The sequence below is a fragment of the uncultured Photobacterium sp. genome, assembly GCF_947502415.1.
Classification (GTDB): domain Bacteria; phylum Pseudomonadota; class Gammaproteobacteria; order Enterobacterales; family Vibrionaceae; genus Photobacterium.
This window is the reverse complement of record NZ_CANMZV010000028.1, coordinates 1-18,655: the sequence shown is the minus strand read 5'-3', so window position 1 is coordinate 18,655 and position 18,655 is coordinate 1. Positions and strand designations below refer to the sequence as shown.

Annotated in this window: 17 protein-coding genes; 8 read left to right on the top strand and 9 right to left on the bottom strand. The window is 48.1% G+C overall.

Translation table 11 applies throughout. The features are described 5' to 3' along the window. Window positions 1-332: 332 nt before the first annotated feature. Window positions 333-1,583 carry a uracil-xanthine permease family protein gene (locus tag Q0852_RS20925; protein ID WP_299021743.1) on the top strand — a complete coding sequence of 417 codons (1,251 nt, stop codon included), beginning with the start codon at window positions 333-335 and terminating at the stop codon, window positions 1,581-1,583. A gap of 218 nt (window positions 1,584-1,801) precedes the next feature. Here the strand turns inward: Q0852_RS20925 and upp are convergent, their stop codons facing one another. Further along, entirely contained in the window at window positions 1,802-2,428 is a 627-nt protein-coding gene (gene upp, locus Q0852_RS20920; RefSeq protein ID WP_299021741.1) for a uracil phosphoribosyltransferase, read from the bottom strand. Between the two features lie 198 nt (window positions 2,429-2,626). Between upp and purM the strand changes: the two genes are divergently transcribed. Continuing rightward, window positions 2,627-3,667 (top strand): phosphoribosylformylglycinamidine cyclo-ligase, encoded by a 1,041-nt coding sequence (purM, locus tag Q0852_RS20915; protein WP_299021738.1) that lies wholly within the window; start codon window positions 2,627-2,629, stop codon window positions 3,665-3,667. A 4-nt stretch (window positions 3,668-3,671) separates the two neighbouring features. After that, a complete protein-coding gene (gene purN / locus Q0852_RS20910; RefSeq protein ID WP_299021735.1) occupies window positions 3,672-4,316 on the top strand; it encodes a phosphoribosylglycinamide formyltransferase in 645 nt (214 codons plus the stop codon). Window positions 4,317-4,380: 64 nt separating this feature from the next. On the opposite strand, the gene Q0852_RS20905 is transcribed toward purN, so the two are convergent. The 3 genes from Q0852_RS20905 to dauA all read right to left on the bottom strand — a co-directional run bounded on the left by Q0852_RS20905 (window position 4,381) and on the right by dauA (window position 7,556). Continuing rightward, window positions 4,381-5,160, bottom strand: coding sequence for a class II glutamine amidotransferase (locus Q0852_RS20905; protein WP_299021732.1), 780 nt, complete (start codon window positions 5,158-5,160; stop codon window positions 4,381-4,383). Window positions 5,161-5,185: 25 nt separating this feature from the next. Further along, complete coding sequence (gene lpcA / locus Q0852_RS20900) at window positions 5,186-5,767, bottom strand: D-sedoheptulose 7-phosphate isomerase (protein ID WP_299021729.1); 582 nt, start codon at window positions 5,765-5,767, stop codon at window positions 5,186-5,188. 61 nt (window positions 5,768-5,828) lie between these two features. Beyond that, window positions 5,829-7,556: a C4-dicarboxylic acid transporter DauA gene (dauA, locus tag Q0852_RS20895; protein WP_299021725.1), complete on the bottom strand. Its 1,728-nt coding sequence runs from the start codon at window positions 7,554-7,556 to the stop codon at window positions 5,829-5,831. A 430-nt stretch (window positions 7,557-7,986) separates the two neighbouring features. Here dauA and fadE point away from each other — a divergent pair, with 430 nt between their 5' ends. Further along, window positions 7,987-10,443: an acyl-CoA dehydrogenase FadE gene (gene fadE, locus Q0852_RS20890; protein WP_299021722.1), complete on the top strand. Its 2,457-nt coding sequence runs from the start codon at window positions 7,987-7,989 to the stop codon at window positions 10,441-10,443. Window positions 10,444-10,515: 72 nt separating this feature from the next. Here fadE and Q0852_RS20885 read toward each other — a convergent pair whose 3' ends face one another. Then, window positions 10,516-11,757, bottom strand: coding sequence for a TIGR03503 family protein (locus Q0852_RS20885; protein ID WP_299021720.1), 1,242 nt, complete (start codon window positions 11,755-11,757; stop codon window positions 10,516-10,518). A gap of 7 nt (window positions 11,758-11,764) precedes the next feature. Then, complete coding sequence (dnaQ, locus tag Q0852_RS20880) at window positions 11,765-12,496, bottom strand: DNA polymerase III subunit epsilon (protein WP_299021718.1); 732 nt, start codon at window positions 12,494-12,496, stop codon at window positions 11,765-11,767. Between the two features lie 51 nt (window positions 12,497-12,547). Here dnaQ and rnhA point away from each other — a divergent pair, with 51 nt between their 5' ends. After that, a complete protein-coding gene (gene rnhA, locus Q0852_RS20875) occupies window positions 12,548-13,009 on the top strand; it encodes a ribonuclease HI (protein WP_299021715.1) in 462 nt (153 codons plus the stop codon). 25 nt (window positions 13,010-13,034) lie between these two features. Here rnhA and Q0852_RS20870 read toward each other — a convergent pair whose 3' ends face one another. Beyond that, window positions 13,035-13,778, bottom strand: a complete 744-nt coding sequence (locus tag Q0852_RS20870; RefSeq protein WP_299021713.1) for a class I SAM-dependent methyltransferase — start codon at window positions 13,776-13,778, stop codon at window positions 13,035-13,037. Window positions 13,779-13,818: 40 nt separating this feature from the next. Here Q0852_RS20870 and gloB point away from each other — a divergent pair, with 40 nt between their 5' ends. Both gloB and Q0852_RS20860 read left to right on the top strand, forming a co-directional pair. Continuing rightward, complete coding sequence (gloB, locus tag Q0852_RS20865) at window positions 13,819-14,577, top strand: hydroxyacylglutathione hydrolase (RefSeq protein WP_299021711.1); 759 nt, start codon at window positions 13,819-13,821, stop codon at window positions 14,575-14,577. 70 nt (window positions 14,578-14,647) lie between these two features. After that, window positions 14,648-16,270 (top strand): LysM peptidoglycan-binding domain-containing protein, encoded by a 1,623-nt coding sequence (locus Q0852_RS20860; protein WP_299021709.1) that lies wholly within the window; start codon window positions 14,648-14,650, stop codon window positions 16,268-16,270. A 135-nt stretch (window positions 16,271-16,405) separates the two neighbouring features. Here Q0852_RS20860 and Q0852_RS20855 read toward each other — a convergent pair whose 3' ends face one another. Together Q0852_RS20855 and Q0852_RS20850 are read right to left on the bottom strand one after the other, a co-directional pair. Next, the gene (locus Q0852_RS20855; RefSeq protein ID WP_299021708.1) at window positions 16,406-17,251 is read right to left on the bottom strand and encodes an endonuclease/exonuclease/phosphatase family protein; all 846 of its coding nucleotides are present in this window, start codon (window positions 17,249-17,251) and stop codon (window positions 16,406-16,408) included. Window positions 17,252-17,329: 78 nt separating this feature from the next. Beyond that, window positions 17,330-17,665 (bottom strand): DUF1904 domain-containing protein, encoded by a 336-nt coding sequence (locus tag Q0852_RS20850; RefSeq protein ID WP_299021706.1) that lies wholly within the window; start codon window positions 17,663-17,665, stop codon window positions 17,330-17,332. Between the two features lie 344 nt (window positions 17,666-18,009). Between Q0852_RS20850 and Q0852_RS20845 the strand changes: the two genes are divergently transcribed. Further along, window positions 18,010-18,351 (top strand): hypothetical protein, encoded by a 342-nt coding sequence (locus tag Q0852_RS20845; protein WP_299021704.1) that lies wholly within the window; start codon window positions 18,010-18,012, stop codon window positions 18,349-18,351. Window positions 18,352-18,655 lie beyond the last annotated feature (304 nt).

The following is an 18,655-nucleotide window of genomic DNA, read 5'->3' as shown; positions in this document are numbered from 1 at the left end:
ACCTGATCATAAAATGATCGAACCAGTATCGGCAACAGCTACAGCCACAAAATTATCTTTATTATTAGGATTTCTTTTTCATAAGGGAAGCGATGGTTGAGCATCGGCACGCATTCGCATCTCCGGTAACTCGAAACAGGAACGTCAGTATTGATAATTTTTAATCAATAGATATCAGATAAATGTAATGATTTCATTATTCCGTGACAGTAATCACAAATATAATCAGTCACTACTGTTTGTCATATTTATAACAAACACCGATTAGGCAAACGATTACATCCGTGCTAGGATTGCGCGATTTTTTTTTACAGACAGGGTGGAATATAAAAATGATGCAGATATTACAGGGTGCCCAGATGCTCTTTGTCGCATTTGGTGCATTAGTTCTGGTACCGTTATTAACCGGACTTGATCCTAATGTTGCCCTCTTTGGTGCCGGTTTCGGTACTCTCCTCTTCCAAGTCATCACCAAACGTTCCGTTCCTATCTTCCTTGCTTCCTCCTTTGCTTTTATTGCTCCTATTATGTACGGCGTCCAGGCCTGGGGCGTTGCCGCAACCATGGGTGGTCTAATGATGGCCGGTGTGGTCTATGTCTGCATGGGGGTACTTATCAAAGTACGTGGTGTTGCCTTTATCCATAAGTTACTGCCACCAGTCGTAGTCGGCCCGGTAATTATGGTAATCGGCCTTGGCCTGGCGCCAGCTGCGGTCAATATGGCATTAGGTAAAACTGGCGATGGGGCCGTTCAGCTGATTGACGGCGATGCAGCTCTCTGGATTTCGACTATCTCGCTTCTGACAACAATTATCGTCAGCGTTTTTGCCAAGGGCTTCTTTAAACTGGTCCCTATCATGGCCGGGATCATGGCCGGCTACTGCCTGAGCCTGGGCTTTGGTGTCGTTGACTTCACACCGGTTACTCAAGCTAGTTGGCTGGCAATGCCGAATTTCACTTTCCCGGAATTTAACATCAACGCGATGTTATTTATGATCCCGGTCGCTATTGCACCTGCCGTGGAGCACGTGGGCGATATGCTGGCGATCTCCAATGTAACCGGAAAAGACTATCTGAAAAAACCGGGCCTACATCGCACCATGGCTGGTGACGGAATTGCAACAATTGCAGCTTCAATGGTTGGAGCACCACCGAATACCACCTACTCAGAAGTTACCGGCGCAGTAATGCTAACCAAAGCATTTAACCCTGTGATCATGACCTGGGCTGCAGTAACAGCACTGGTACTGGCATTTATCGGTAAGCTGGGCGCTATTCTTCAAACCATTCCGATTCCGGTAATGGGCGGTATCATGATCCTATTGTTCGGTTCGATTGCAACTGTCGGCCTAAATACCTTAATCAAAAACCAAGTCGATCTGCACAAAGCACGCAACCTGGTTATTGTCGCAGTCACACTGGTATTCGGTATTGGCGGTATGGCTTTCGGCATCGGTGAGTTCAGCCTGCAGGGTGTCAGCCTGTGCGGTATCGTAGCCATCGTACTTAACCTTGTCCTGCCGGATGACTTGGGCGAGAACCATGTTGTCGATAATGCTCAAATGGAAGATGGCTCCGTTTAACTAACCAGATAAATAACAAATATTTCCAAGCGCAGAAGTCCTCTTCTGCGCTTTTTATTCTCCCCACTGTTTTCTTCTGCTACCAAACAGCCCAAACCAACCTACCGGTTCATCCACTATGAGCTTATACCAGTCGCCACCACTTACCGGTATAACTTACGGCTCAAACAAAAAAGCCGGGCAAATGCCCGGCTTTCAATTATTCTAATTTGCGTGAATTACTTCGTACCGAAGATCTTATCACCCGCATCACCCAGACCAGGAACAATGTAGCCCTTGTCATTCAGCTTCTGATCGATTGCTGCCGTGTACATCTCAACATCAGGATGCGCTTTCTCAAGCGCCTCAATACCTTCAGGTGCTGCTACAAGTACCAAAACCTTGATAGATTTACAGCCGTTTTCTTTCAGCAGATCGATAGTCGCAATCATCGAACCACCTGTTGCCAACATTGGGTCAACAACCAGCGCCATACGCTCATCGATATTTGATGCCAACTTATGGAAATAAGGTACCGGCTCCAACGTTTCTTCATCACGGTAGATACCTACTGTTGAAATACGTGCACTAGGCATATGCTCAAGTACACCATCCATCATACCCAAACCTGCGCGCAGAATTGGCACAACAGTTACTTTTTTACCCTTGATCTGGTCAATTTCCACTTGACCATTCCAACCTTCAATAGTAACCTTTTCTGTTTCGAAGTCTGAAGTCGCTTCATAAGTCAGCAAGCTACCAACTTCCGTAGCCAACTCACGGAATCGCTTAGTACTGATGTCACCTTCGCGCATAAGGCCAATCTTATGTTTTACCAGTGGGTGTTTAACCTCAACGACTTTCATTTCTGACTCCTAAGCAAACAAAATTTCAAAAAATCGCACTATTATACACTAGACCATTCAGTGTCCGATAGGGGTAGTTGCTCCGTTTGCTCAGGAATTACACAGCTATATTTATTGACGCAAACGTTTCCCTTTCCGTCCTGACTGCTGTTATCATACCCCCGCTTTTATTTTCTTTAATGCGGTGAGGGATCTCTGGTGAGCGGCAATAACTCTTCTCTTAGTTACAAAGATGCTGGCGTTGATATTGATGCGGGAAATGCATTGGTTGATCGTATTAAAGGGGTGGTCAAGCGCACCCACCGTCCGGAAGTGATGGGCGGCATCGGTGGTTTCGGAGCGCTTTGCTCGCTACCGACCAAATACAAAGAACCGGTACTGGTCTCCGGCACCGACGGTGTAGGTACTAAATTGCGACTGGCAATGGACCTGAAAAAACACGATACCATCGGTATCGATCTGGTTGCCATGTGTGTGAATGACCTGATTGTCCAAGGTGCCGAGCCTCTTTTCTTCCTCGATTACTACGCCACCGGCAAACTGGATGTTGATACTGCCGCTGACGTCGTTGCTGGCATTGGCGAAGGCTGCACTCAATCTGGCTGCGCCCTGATTGGCGGAGAAACAGCGGAAATGCCGGGTATGTACCATGGTGAAGACTATGATGTTGCAGGCTTTTGTGTCGGCGTTGTCGAGAAAGCCGACATCATCGACGGCAGCAAAGTTGCAGCTGGCGATGCCCTGATTGCTATCGCTTCAAGCGGCCCGCACTCCAACGGCTTCTCGCTGATCCGCAAGATCATCGAAATCTCACAAGCCAATCTCAATCAGGAACTGGATGGTAAACCGCTGGCCGAGCACCTATTAGAGCCAACCAAAATCTATGTCAAATCTACCCTGAAAATGATGGAAAGCTGCGATGTGCACGCCATATCCCATATTACAGGCGGTGGTTTCTGGGAAAATATTCCCCGCGTATTACCCGCAGGCACAAAAGCTGTCATCGACGGCAACAGCTGGCAATGGCCGGTAGTTTTCAACTGGCTTCAGGAAGCGGGTAATGTCGACACTTATGAAATGTACCGCACTTTTAATTGCGGCGTCGGCCTGGTAATCGCCCTGCCTAAAGAGCAAGCTTCGCAAGCGATTGAAATCTTAAATGCAGAAGGCGAGAGCGCCTGGCTGTTAGGTAACATTGCCGCAGCCGAGGCTGGTGAAGAGCAAGTGGAGATAAAGTAAGCCGATGAAAAACATCGTCGTCCTGATATCTGGCAACGGCTCTAATCTTCAAGCCATCATTGACGCATGCCAGGCTGGCATTATCAACAACGCAAGAGTTGCAGCAGTCATCTCCAACAAAGCCGATGCCTATGGCTTAGAGCGGGCCCGCGAAGCTGATATCGAAACAGTATCTCTGGCGGCCAGTGATTACAACGATCGTGAAAGCTACGATCAGGCTCTGGCCGAGCAAATTGATAGCTTCAATCCTGATCTGATCATCCTGGCTGGGTTTATGCGGATCCTGAGTGACAACTTTGTTCGCCACTATCTTGGACGCATGCTCAATGTCCACCCGTCCCTGCTGCCCAAATACACCGGGCTTCACACCCACCAGCGAGCGATTGATGCTGGCGATAAAGAGCACGGAACCAGTGTTCACTTTGTTACCGAAGAGCTTGATGGCGGCCCAGTAATACTGCAAGCCAAAGTACCTATCTTTGAGGATGATTCTGTTGAAGATGTCACAGCACGAGTACAGCAGCAGGAACACCGTATTTATCCGTTGGTCGCGAACTGGTTTCTACAAGGAAGGCTGTCCATGAACAATGACAACGCTACCTTCGACGGAAAAATCCTACCGGGACAGGGTTACGCCGCTGAAGACTAATTCGTAATCCTTTCATACAAAAAACGCGACCTCAGGGTCGCGTTTTTTCTAGGGCCGGGGCTGCCTATAAAGTCCGATTATATATCTGCTCACCAAAATGGAACATGTTGAACTCCCCTACTTGCATCTTGTGCCAATTTTCATCATTGGTCAGTGGCTGGGTCGCAATCACCGTCACAACATCATTCGGCGTTGTTTCCTTCTGGAAATCAATCGTCACATCTTCATCAATCAATGAAGCCTGACCAAAAGGTGCCCGCCGGGTGATCCAGTGCAAATTGTTAGTGCAGTAGGTAAGTACGTACTCACCATCACTCAGCAACATATTGTAGACCCCGAGTTTACGCAGCTGATCACAACTCTTGGCGACAAATTCAAAGACCTGTTCGAGGTCTTCAGGCAAAACAGGAAAGCGCGAGTCAAGTTGGTTCAACAACCAGCAAAATGCTTTTTCACTGTCAGTCTGGCCTACCGGACTAAACCGACCGGTATCAAGTTCATCGTAGCCTGTCAGCTGTCCGTTATGGGCAAAGGTCCAGTAACGCCCCCATAGCTCACGAGTAAACGGGTGGGTATTTTCAAGACTGACTCCCCCTCGGTTCGCCTGCCGGATATGGCTGATCACCGCACAACTTTTGATCGGGTATTCCTGAACCAGTTCAGCAATACGCGAGCGACAGCTCGGATTAGGGTCTTTGAAGGTACGGAAACCACGCCCTTCATAAAACGTAATCCCCCAACCATCACGATGTGGGCCGGTATTACCGCCTCGCTGCATCAAGCCGGTAAAGCTGAAACAAATATCCGTTGGCACATTGGCGCTCATGCCAAGCAGTTCACACATTGTCCGTTATGACCTCTTTGTCCAGTTAGCTTGAAGCCATCTCTTTTTCAACCAGCATGATCAAAATATGGATAATTTTGATATGCACTTCCTGAATGCGGTCTGCATAACCAAAATGTGGTACGCGAATCTCCACATCAGCCAAACCAGCCATCTTGCCGCCGTCTTTGCCTGTCAGGGCAATGGTCTTCATTCCCTTGACCTTCGCCGCCTCAATCGCCTTCAGAATATTACCCGAGTTGCCTGACGTTGACAGACCGAACAATACATCGCCCTGTGCACCGACCGCTTCAAGGTAACGCGAGAACACGTGGTCATAACCGAAGTCATTACTTACACAAGAAAGGTGGCTAGGATCTGAAATCGCAATACCCGGATATCCCGGACGGTTATCACGATAGCGTCCTGTCAGCTCTTCGGCAAAATGCATTGCATCACAGTGTGAGCCGCCATTACCGCAAGACAGCACCTTGCCACCTTGCTTGAACGACTTTGCCAACAGTTTGGCAGCGGCTTCGATATCTGCAATGTTCTTGTCATCGCTTAAAAAGCGGTTCAGAACTTCTGCGGCTTCATTCAGTTCTGCACGAATCAAATCTTGGTACATAGGCTAATCTCAGGTTATTCATACAATATTATCGTCCAGCCGGGCGCACCCGGCTAAACATTTATGCGCCTTCGCTTGCAGTGTACAAAGAAACAGGCGAAGGTGTCGACTCCTGAGAGAGCAGATTGTGATGGTTTGATGCCAAATGCTCACGTAATAACGGTGCTGACGAGTAAAGCAAGATGTTATCAGCATTAAGAACACCGGCAGTGGCCAGTTTTTTCTCAACATTCGCTGCCACACCCAACAGAATCACCGGGTACTGGTGAATCCGGTCTAAAGCACTTTCAAAGGCATGAATAGCAGTAATATCCATCATAGTCACATCGCTGAAATCAAGCACCACCGCTTTAGTCTCTGCCCCGGAAAGTTCAATCATATTGAAAGCTTTCTCGCTGGCTGCAAAAAATAGCGGGCCGTTGATGTCATAAACCACCACATCATCACCGAAATCCAGGTGCTCGTGCTCACGATTAACCACCGTCACATTGGTCAGGGTGGCAATGCGCTGGATAAACAATAAGCTTGCCAGCAACAGGCCAACAACAACTGCAACCACCATGTCGAATACCACAGTCAAGGTAAAGCAGGTTAGCAATACCGCGACATCACGACGAGGAGCCACTTTCAGGGTATGAACGAAGTGCGGCGCTTCCGACATATTCCATGCCACCATGATCAGCAAACCAGCCAGAGCACTCATCGGAATATAAGAAAGCATCGGCGCCAGTACAATCATCGCCGCCAATACAAACAGGGCATGGATAATAGCCGAAACCGGAGAAAATGCGCCGGCACGAATGTTAGTTGCGGTACGGGCAATAGCCGCTGTAGCCGGAATACCACCAAAGAAAGGCACCACCATATTAGCCAAGCCTTGGCCTACCAGCTCCGCATTCGGGTTATGCTTGGTACCTGTCATACCATCAGCAACAACCGCACACAGCAAAGATTCAATGCAACCAAGCATCGCAATAGTAAAGGCCGCAGGCAACAACTCAACCACTAAATCCCAGCCAAAGGCGGCGTCTTGCCAAGGCATCACAAACTGAGGCAATACCTGCGGGATGCCATGACCAATTAAATCACCAATCTGGTACTGGAATTTTTCTCCCAGCAGGCTGACATGGCTTACTCCCCACTGGTTAAACACAAAAGCCAGCACCGTACCGGCTGCCAGAGCTACCACATGGGCAGGCAGACGGGTTTTCAGCTTCGCCCATAAAATAAAGGCCGCAATTGTTGCCAGCCCTACCACCGCATCAGTGTAATTTGTCGAAGGCAAGGCACTGGCATAAGCCATCACTTTTTCCGGGAAATGTATAGGACTTCCCTCAACAGTCAGTCCCAGCAAATCTTTAAGCTGAAGAAACGCGATAACCAAACCGATCCCCGCAGTAAAACCTGTCGTGACCGGATACGGTACATAAGCCACCAGCTGGCCCAGACGCATCACGCCCATCAACAGCAAAATCACACCGGACATCAGCGTCGCCAGCATCAAACCGGACAGGCCATACTGCTGAGTAATAGGCAGCAGGATCACCACAAAGGCCGCCGTAGGGCCTGTAATATTAAAACGTGAACCGCCAAACAAAGCAGCCAGCAAACCGGCAACAATCACCGTATAAAGGCCATGCTGAGGTGGAACTCCCACAGCAATCGCTAACGCCATCCCTAACGGGATCGCAACAACACCAACAGTAACACCAGCAACAATATCGGAACGCAACGCAGAAAATGAAAAACCTTCCCGCAACGCTTGCTTTAAAGCATGAAATAACAACACGACAAACCCCTGCACATACGTACAAAAGAAAAAATAGGAATAAAGCTGTCATCCCGAATGAGGGAACCGGCGGGCAATTGTCAGTCGGAGTTCGGGAAAGGCAACAAATGACTCATGGAGTCATCCACACCCTAAATTGACGTCGATGTCAAACTCAGGAATAACGTGAACGGCATCACACTGGGAAACGATCTTAATTGTATGACTATTTTTCGCAAGTACATTTTTTCATCTCACTGATCTTGATCAATCCCTTTTGTAACAAGGGATAGCAAGACATTTCCACGTAACGCCCCACTTTCAGCCTGGAAATTAATTTTACAATTATTTAAAAATCCCCTTACAATTACAACAAGTGGTAAGACCTCTTACCTTGCATAAAGCATACCCAGAAAATAAAAAAATCAACGCCCCGATAAGGAGAATCATCATGGTTACACTTGTGTACCTACTTGGGCTAATTGGTATAGCCGGTGTACTCGCGTACCACCGAGCTAACCTCCGAACCTATACTGCCGCCTTCGTTGCCATGCTGGCACTAGGCTCTGTTCTGGATATCGTAGGTCAATACAGCTGGATAGCTTTCCTGCTGGTTGCTGTACCGATTAATGTGATTTCATTACGAAAAAACCTGCTAAGTAAACCGGCTCTAAAAGCATTCAAGAGTGTGATGCCTGAAATGTCGCGCACGGAGAAAGAAGCCATTGATGCTGGCACTGTCTGGTGGGAAGCGGACTTGTTCCGTGGTGCACCTGACTGGAACAAGCTGCATGATATTCCGGCTCCTCGTCTGAGTGCCGAAGAGAAAGCCTTCCTTAACGGGCCGGTCAATGAAGTCTGCCGCATGGTTAATGACTACCAGGTTACCCATGAACTTGCAGACTTATCTCCTGAAGTCTGGCAATACCTGAAAGATCACAAATTTTTCGCCATGATCATCAAAAAAGAATACGGTGGTCTGGAGTTTTCTGCGTATGCGCAATCTCTGGTGCTGCAAAAACTCACCGGTGTCTCCGGCGTACTTTCTTCAACCGTCGGTGTACCGAACTCACTTGGTCCGGGCGAATTGCTCCAGCACTACGGAACCAAAGATCAGAAAGACCATTATCTACCTCGCCTTGCCGAGGGTAAGGAAGTTCCCTGCTTTGCTCTTACCAGCCCGGAAGCTGGCTCTGATGCCGGTTCAATTCCTGATTTCGGTATCGTGAAAAAAGGCATGTGGCAAGGAGAAGAAGTTCTGGGGATGGAGCTGACCTGGAATAAGCGTTACATCACCCTGGCTCCGGTTGCCACCGTACTCGGTCTGGCCTTTAAACTTTTTGACCCGGATCACCTGCTTGGTGACGAAGAAGAACTGGGAATCACCTGTGCACTGATCCCGACCGACATCGACGGTGTCGATATTGGCCGCCGCCACTTCCCGCTCAACATTCCGTTCCAAAATGGCCCGACTCTAGGCAACAAGGTCTTCGTACCTATCGATTTCATCATCGGCGGCAAAGAAATGGCCGGTCAGGGCTGGCGTATGCTGGTCGAATGCCTCTCCGTCGGACGCGGTATTACCCTGCCATCAAACTCGACCGGTGGCATAAAAACCGTTGCCATGGCAACCGGAGCCTATTCCCGTATCCGTCGCCAGTTCAAACTACCAATAGGTAAGATGGAAGGGATTGAAGAGCCACTGGCACGTATTACCGGTAATGCCTATGTCCTGGATTCAGCCAGCAGCCTGACTGTTTCAGGTATCGATCTGGGTGAAAAGCCATCCGTCATTTCAGCCATCGTCAAATACCACTGTACCCACCGCGGTCAGCGCAGTGTCATTGATGCGATGGATATTGTCGGCGGTAAAGGGATCTGCATGGGTCCGAGCAACTTCCTCGCTCGCGGCTATCAGGGAGCGCCGATTGCAGTAACCGTCGAAGGGGCTAATATCCTGACCCGCTCAATGATCATCTTCGGTCAGGGGGCAATCCGTTGCCATCCTTATGTCTTGGATGAAATGGATGCTGCCTATAATGATGATACGGATAAGGCTCTCAATGACTTTGATAATGCCCTGTTCGGCCATGTCGGCTTTGTGATCAGTAATATGGTTCGCTCTTTCTGGTTTGGCCTGACAGATGGTCGTGGCTCATCGGCTCCCCGTAAGGATGCAACGGCCCGCTACTACCAGCAGCTCAACCGTTACAGTGCAAACCTAGCACTACTGGCCGACATTTCAATGGCCGTGCTTGGCGGTTCGCTCAAGCGAAAAGAACGCCTGTCTGCCCGCCTAGGGGATGTATTGAGCCAGCTTTACTTGGCATCGGCTACCCTAAAACGCTATGCCGATGAGGGATATAAGCAAGATGATCTGCCAATTGTCCACTGGGGGTTACAGGATGCCCTATACCAAACACAAGAAGCACTTAGCGAGTTCCTGCGTAACTTTCCGAACCGCCCTATTGCTGTAATGCTGAGCGCGCTAATCTTCCCTCTTGGTCAGGGCCGGGTTAAGCCAACGGATAAGCTGGATCATAAACTCGCCCGTATTATCCAAACTCCTTGCGAAACTCGCAGCCGGATTGGCCGAGGTCAGTTCCTTGAAGCAACTGAAAATAATGCGGTCGGTATGATTGAACTGGCACTAAAAGATATCCTCGCATCAGAGCCTATCTATGACCGAATCTGCCAGGCCGCAGGAAAGAAATTCCCATTCATGCAGCTTGACCAGCTGGCAGCGAAAGGACTGAAGCTCAATGCCATAAACGAGGAAGAAGCAGAACTACTATGTCGGGCTGAAGAAGGTCGAATGCGTACCATCAATGTCGATGATTTCGATCCGGAAGAACTGGCGGCAAAGCCTTACCAACCAGGTGAAAAAAATAAAAATATTGCGGCCTGATTTAATCAAGGTCGAATGAAAAAAGGGAAGCATTCGCTTCCCTTTTTATTTCTGGTTTGTTTGCAAAACCACTTAAGGCGCTGGCACCACCAGCGACTTATCTTCCAGCACTTTCTTCAATTTACGTTTGCGCCACAGGAAGCTAATCGCCACCACCAGCACAACAATCAAAAGATTAACGACAAGAATAACTTTCAACGCCTTGGTGCGAGCTGCCTGTTTTTCTTCCTCCAAGCGCTGCATTTCAGCCCGCTTCGCTTTTGCTTCCTGCTGAGCCCGGAATTCTTCAAGATTACGGTCCAGCTGCAACTCTGCCATCACTGCAAAGTGGTTCTTCGGCAATTTAAAGATAAGTTCACGGTTGTTAAAATTATCCGTCGCATATAACCATCCAGACCACGCATAACTGCCTGGCAACTTTCCGTTAGGCAACCTAACCTTCAGTCCGTCTTCATCGGTAAGCGCATGTTGCTGACTGATAATCACCTTACCTTCCGTGTCCTCCTGTTCGATATGAGCGGCTAACGAGCCAGGCAGCAAAGCTCCTTCCTCGGTCTCGACAACAACCTGATGCGACTCATTCGCCCCGCGTCCCTGGATAAAGCTAGCTGTCATTGGCGGAGGATAAATAAGCACCTGCTGCTCAACCGTTCGCAGAAAAATTCCGTTGCCTGAGTTGAGCTTAACGCGATATTTACCCGGCATAATGTCGATAGGCAGAGCAACAGTAAAGACCCCGTCACCCGGAACTTCATCAAAATCCAGCCCGTCGTCAGCAAACTCCCCCAGCACTATCGGCCCCGGCCGTGCCTCTTTCGGCAAGCTTTCAACATCCTCGACAAATTCGTAAAACACCACCGATAACTTAAGGCGGTCAAGGAAATCATGCGCGGTCAGTAACTTCCCGCCCTGAGTAAGGCGAGCTGTAAACTTCAACGTTTCAGATTGATACAGCCTAGACGGCAAATTAGCCACCTCGAGCTTCAAATCCGACAAAACCGTCACCTGATTAGTCGGAGTCACCTTACCTACAGCTTGCCAAGGGCCGGGCATCGGCTTCTCAATAGAAATAATGTCCATCCCGGGTTCATCGTACCAGGACACATTCTCAGGATGGCGCCAGGAGTAATATTTCACCCCATCAGGACGCACCAACACTACCGAGCGACTGTCTACCTCTCGCTTAACAACAAACGAGACCTGCTCCACCGTTGGATCCACACGAAAGCGGTTATCCAGCCACGACATAGCGGTACTGTCTTTCGCCCAAGACAGCACCGGGAGCAACATCACCAGAAGTAATAACCACCGCATATAACACCTATTGACGCCAAAGCGAGACGTCACCTTTTTTCTCGATAATATCCAAGCGCGATTCATGCGCTTGTAATTCATCGGCCGATGCACGGATGATCTTTAGCGCTTTTCTTCCTGAAGCCAGACGCCGGATCGTACTTTCTGCACCGTCATCACTATCGCTGTTACCGGAACTCAGTGCCAGCGATGTCTGGCCACCGGTCATCATCAGATAAACATCTGCCAGGATCTCGGCATCGAGCAATGCCCCGTGGAGAGTACGGTGCGAGTTATCTATACCGTAACGGGAACAAAGCACATCAAGGTTGTTTCTTTTCCCCGGAAAAAGCCGCTTGGCCATTTCCAGGGTATCGGTCACCTTGCAAAAATCTTCCGTCTTACCTATCGGCCGACCCAGCTTACTAAACTCGTAATCCATGAAGCCGATATCGAAGGGCGCGTTGTGAGCCACCAGCTCCGCCCCGCGAATAAACTCCATAAATTCTTCATGGATATCTTTATAAGACGGTTTATCTAGCAAAAATTCATCTGTAATACCGTGAACATCAACCGCTTCAGCATCGATTTCCCGATCCGGTTTGATGTAAACGTGAAAACTGTTGCCAGTCAGTTTACGGTTGATAATCTCAACCGCACCGATTTCAATAATACGGTGCCCTTCATAGTGAGGGCCGGTCATATTCATACCGGTTGTTTCGGTATCGAATACAATTATACGTTCGTTAGTGGCTTTCATAGTAGCGATTGTGTCAGACTAAAGTTTTTCCTAAAGCGAATACTACCAAATATGACTAAGCAGGTAGAAATTTTCACCGACGGTTCTTGCCTTGGAAATCCTGGTCCTGGAGGCTACGGTACTGTTTTGCGCTATAAACAGCATGAGAAAGAGCTCAGTGACGGCTTTTTCATGACCACCAACAACCGAATGGAATTGCTGGCGGCGATTGTCGGCCTCTCGAGCCTGAAAGAGTCCTGCCACGTTGATCTCACAACCGACAGCCAGTACGTTCGTCAGGGAATCACCCAGTGGATCCACAACTGGAAAAAGCGCGGCTGGAAAACCGCAGATAAAAAACCAGTCAAAAATGCCGACCTCTGGCAACGCCTCGACGAGGAAAGCCAACGCCACCAAGTAAAATGGCACTGGGTAAAAGGCCACGCAGGGCATCCAGAAAACGAGCGTTGTGACGAGCTTGCCCGAACCGCAGCTGAGTCTCCGTCGAAAGACGACACAGGCTACCAAGCATAACGAGCTTCCAATACAGCTCTAATGGCTAGCCTTTAACTCTCTGGCTTACCTTAGTACGGCAATTGACCCCGAGCGGCGCTAACTGGCGCCGTATTTTCCAGGTCGGCTTGATTGGCTTGAGTGGAAACGTACGCTTACGCGCAACAATCAAGTACATACTACCAACCGAAGAACAGGTATCAACCAAAAGGTTTTCCGCCCAAGCCAGACAGGCCTGATGGCGCGTTGCCGGTAATACCGCAAAGTTCTCGTGGAAAACAACTTCATAGTTAAGCACACCAAGCCAATCCTTTATCCGCATTGGCATAAACATCCGCCCCTTCCACGGATATCGCTTGCGATTCCAGGGCAATATCCCACGCATTCCGAGAAGACTTATTGGATTATAGCCACTTATCAGCATATAACCGTCATCAACCGTCACCCTGTCAACTTCACGCAATAAACGGTGAGGATCGGGGCAGTAATCTAACTGGTGGGCCAATACGCAGGCATCGAAGGATTTTTCAACGAAAGGAAGGGCAAAAGAATCCGCAATGACGTTATGCTGTGGGTTGAACTTATCAATACAAATTTGATGCTGAATGTTACAATAACCACTGGCTAACTCACAACTTAAACCACCCAGCTTCAGCATATGGTAGCCAAACAGTTTAGGCCACCATTCGTCAAGCTGTGCCTGTAGCAGCTCCGATGCCCATGCACCATTGACGACTTGCGACCAGGAATGTGGCGGTTCAATCTCTTTTAATGCGCGGGCTGGCTTCATAAGTTATGGCTCAACACCTCAAAGGCTGGAGACAAATTACATGCTGACAGTAAAAAGCATACCTGCATTTAACGACAATTACATCTGGTTGATTCACAGTCCAGATAAACATTGCGTTGTTGTTGATCCCGGTGAAGCAGCACCTGTAATCAAGATGTTAGAAGAACAGCAACTCACACTGGATGCCATTCTGATCACCCATCATCACCATGACCATATCGGTGGGATCAGTGAGCTAAAGCGCAAATACCCGCAAATCACGATTGTCGCCCCTACCGCAGAACCCATTCCCGGTGTTACCCAGACCGTCGACGACGGTGATCAGGTCGAAATTTTTGGTGAACGCTTTATGGTAATCAGCGTCCCTGGCCATACCCTGGGCCACGTTGCCTATGTCGGTGACGAAAAGCTCTTCTGCGGCGATACACTCTTTTCAGCAGGCTGCGGACGCCTCTTTGAAGGTACACCGGCCCAAATGTATACCTCACTACAGAAAATTGCCGCCCTTCCAGATGAAACCGAGGTTTACTGTGCCCACGAATACACCAGCAGTAACCTAGCCTTTGCGCTTGTTGCTGAGCAGGACAACCCGCATCTGCAGCGCTACCGTGAAGAAGTCAGCCGACTTCGTGCGCATGGAGTCAGTACTATCCCGTCGACGCTAAGGCAGGAAAAATTAATCAATCCATTTTTACGCTGCGATCAGTCCAGCATCAAAAAATCAGTGGCAGATAAAGCATTTGACGATAGCGATCTGGAAACCTTTGCCGCACTGCGCCGCTGGAAAGACGAATTTTGACCTTCATCACTTGTCTCCAAGGTAGTTAGGACAGTATCATCACGGACTATTTTGGCTTTAGGCAGGTTCCATGAAATCCCGATTTTTTTTAGCAAGTGCGCTATTACTGGCTGGTTGCCAAATTACAAACACGACAAATACAGCAGAAGAACAGAAAAATACCAATACAAATACAGCAGAAGAACAGAAAAATACCAATAAAAACGAGAAAGAAACGCCCGTTCAAATACAGACTACTGCCACACCGGCAGCTGTAACTGCGCCAGAAAAAACAGTTGAACCTGTCGTTATTGAAACAGTAAAAGTTCCTACACCACAAGAGCAGGAAGATTTGTGGCAACGCATCAGCATGCAACTGGCAGCGGATATCCCGGATAATAAGCGTGTACAGTATTACCGTAACTGGTATTTACGCTATCCGGGCCATTTGAAAACCGTTGCCGAACGTGCAGAACCTTTCCTGCACTACATCACAGAAGAAATCGAAAAACGTAACCTTCCCCTGGAACTTGCACTCCTGCCTATTGTTGAAAGTTCATTTGACCAATTTGCCTACTCCCATGGCCGAGCTGCCGGTCTATGGCAAATTATCCCTGATACAGGGCGTCGCTTTGGTTTAGAGCAGAACTGGTGGTATGACGGTCGCCGTGATGTTGTAGAATCCACTCAGGCAGCTCTGGATCTTCTGGAATACCTAAACCGTAAATTTGATGGTAACTGGCTGCATGCGCTGGCAGCATACAATACCGGTGAAGGCCGAGTCTTCCGTGCCATCCGCCATAATAAGGCCGCCGGTAAACCAACCGACTTCTGGTCTCTGGATCTCCCGAACGAAACCAGCGGCTATGTTCCTAAACTGCTGGCAGTTGCCGATGTCATCAAGAACCAGGCCAAATACGGTATCACTGTACCGGCGATTACGAACAAGCCAGCAGTCACTATTATCAAGCCAGGAACCCAAATGGATCTGGCGATGGCTGCCGACTATGCCGGTATGAAGCTTAAAGAATTACAAAACCTCAACCCGGCCTATAATCATTGGGCAACAGCCCCAAGTGGCCCGAACCACCTGCTATTACCTATCGACAATGCCGCGCGCTTCAACAAAGCATTCGAGAAAAATGGTCGTCAGGGAATGAAAGTCGTTCGCTACAAGGTTAAATCTGGCGATACATTAAGTGTGCTAGCTCATAGGCACCAGACGACGACCAAGCAGATCCAGCAGGCTAACAATATGACCGGTACCAACATCCGAGTTGGCCGTCATATCCTGATCCCGGTTGCAATGAAAGACGGCGAGACTATTTCGGCTCTCCTTGCGGCCAGAACACAAAAAAAACATGGCGGCGGCTACCGTATTATCTATCAAGTTCAGCCGGGGGATAGCCTATGGACAATTGCACGTAGCCAGAAAGTCTCTATTGCTCAAATCACCAAATGGAACGGTATCAATAAGAGCAAACCACTTCGTGTCGGACAAAAACTGACGCTTTGGAAAGACACCCAAAACGGCGGTGTGATCCGCACAATTTTCTATGAAGTTCGTTCGGGCGATAACCTTAGTACCATTGCCAAGCGATACAAAGTAAAAGTGTCAGATGTGGTGAAGTGGAATCAAATCAAAGGCCAAAAATACCTCAAACCAGGCCAAAAGCTGAAGCTATATGTCGATGTCACGAAGGTAAGTGTGTAACGCCTCATAAAAGCTCATTCATCGTGCGGGGGAGTGTATTCCACTTCCCCACAAACGACGACTTTACAGCATGCTTGCTATTTGCCGGCCCATTCACGTTGCAAGCTTTAACTGTAACGAGTTAGCAACTGATGATTATTGCAGACTAAAGCTGGCAATGATCGGGTTATGATCAGAGGCATTAGTTTTAGGAGCCTCAGCCCCCAAAAGACTTAAGTCACGGTAGTACAGATGATCCAGCGGTTTACCTAAAATCTTCACCCGCTGATCTTCCCGCAAGTGAACATCACTAAGCCCAAGACTTGCTGCGAAATCATTAACGGCATCCATACGGGCCTGTCGCCAAGTATTAAAGTCCCCAGCCAAAATAATTGGCCCGTCATGCAGGGTCAGTACCGACTTAAGGCTATTTAGCTGCTCACGATACTCATCAAGCCCAAAAGCAAAATTCACCCCATGCAAGTTAACGACAACCAAGGTACTGCCATCAGATAATGCAAACTCAGACAACAAAGCTGATTTAGGTAAACGGATCCAAGGTTCCATAGCCAGATAAGCGCAGGTTTTCTTGGCATTCACACTGGATAGGTTCATAACCCCTGCCGGAGTGTTCATAAACTTAAAGGCATTCGCCATTCGTACTTTCCAGGAAGAATCATCCAAATAATCTCTCAGACCCGGATTCAGGCTAGCTTCCTGAAGCAACACCAGCTCACTGTCCTGTGAAAAATTATCCAGCGCTGTACGCCAATTTTCCCGTTGCTGTTTATAAATATTCCACACCGAGACAGTGAACTGACCATCAGTATCTAAAGGCATTGCAATATCGCTCTCTATACAGCGATAAGAAAATTGAGGCGCCAGTACATTTGCACTAACTTCCGGAGCATCTGCCACATCAAATGACCAATTCAATGCACCGACACCCAACGCTCCTGCGACTACTCCCAATCCAGCAACAACTTTTGTATAGCGCGACATCATAATTACCTTTTTTGGAACAAAAGAACCCCTGGCCACGGATCTGCCATAAACAGTAAACAGAAAAAATTCAATTGATTAATAATGCTCGCCGTTATCATAATACGCATGCGGCTTAAGAGCAGTGAAGATAACAGCAACATCTTGCTCCGGCTCTTCTAATGCAAGACGAACAGCGTCCGTGACCTTACGGGCAACCTGATCCTGAACATCCTGGCCTCGATCAAACCAAAATACTTCGACAAATGGATAGGCATCAGAAACATCACCATCAAAAATGAAGGTTGTTGAAATATGCTCGATTGTGAAATCTTCGCGAGGACAAGCCATCAAAGGCTGAAGATCATCCACTAATGCTGTTGACAGTGATTTTACAGTATCAAACTCCACAGCACGGAAACGAAGATGAGGCATGTTGACTCCAATGTGAGTTATTTTCAAAGCCCACAAGATACCACTCCTGCTATCTATTACCCACCCATTTATGCCTAATTTCTATACTCTACTGACTAATAAATTAGCCAATATCTAAAACTCATTAGTCTAGCTACTTGATAAAAATAATAAACACACCATTTGGAGTAAGATCACACTTTTTAAAATCAAGATTAAATCACATCAGCTTTAACAAGCATGAACTTACACCTAAAACAGTTTACCCAAACCTATTCGCTAAAACGCGATTACACTATGGATTGGCTATTTCAGGCAAGTTTGCTAACCTTTACAAACAATAAAACACTGTTTAGTTATACCTTATGAAAAAAGCACTCATACTCTCAGTCACGCTACTTCTATTATCTGCACCAAGCATTGCATCCAACCAAGATCGCAATGAAAACAGAATAGCTAAGCTTGAACAGCAGATTATGCTGCTCTCCAAACAAGTCCAGTGGTTACAGAAACAAATCGAACAAGAGCGCGAATATCAAAGCAATAATAATCATATGTACCAATGCCAATTAGCTGCCTTCGGCAATGAATATATCGGTCGATCATCGAGTCGGGGACGCGCCGTTACCAAGGCTGTAGAAGATTGTAATGAAGCTCAGAGCGCAATGTTCTGCCGTCCAGAAAACGTAAAATGTGTTAAGTATTAACACCTCCAAGCTCCCCTTGCATAAATAACAAAACACAAAAAGCCCCGACATTTCTGTCGAGGCTTTAGAAAATGGTAGAAAGCTCTAGCCCTTCAACTAGGACCTTAAGAGAGATTCGAAAACTTTGCCCCAACCGCGCTTTTTTTGGGTATTCGGGGAATCCATGGCTCTGCCAATTAGAGGCATATAACGAAAAAGGCTCCAGTCTTTCGACTAGAGCCTTGAATGTGGCAGGGGTGGAGAGATTCGAACTCCCAACACGCGGATTTGGAATCCGCTGCTCTGCCAATTGGAGCTACACCCC